Genomic DNA, 230 nt, shown 5'->3' on the forward strand with positions numbered 1-230 from the left:
ATTCCTCGTCGATCTTGTGGCCGGGCGGGTAGAAGCTCAGGGCCTGGTAGGCGGCGCTGGGATTCGGGCGATAAGCCGCCATGGTGTCGGCCAGGACCAGGCGATGCTTGCCTTGCGAATGCGCGAAGAAGAAGCTGATGCCCCACTCCTCGCACAACCGGCTGATGAACTGGTAGTCGGTTTCGAGCCACTGGGTTCGGTAGTCTCTTTTGGGGTAGCTCTCGGCCAGG

General features: G+C 61.7%; 1 protein-coding gene. It reads right to left on the reverse strand.

Annotation, left to right across the window (positions count from 1 at the left end; translation table 11 throughout):
* The coding region (locus tag CVH10_RS25020; protein WP_181244786.1) for a phage late control D family protein at positions 1-230 on the reverse strand (230 nt) is incomplete at both ends.

The sequence above is a fragment of the Halomonas sp. ND22Bw genome (genome assembly GCF_003011945.1).
GTDB lineage: Bacteria > Pseudomonadota > Gammaproteobacteria > Pseudomonadales > Halomonadaceae > Halomonas > Halomonas halophila.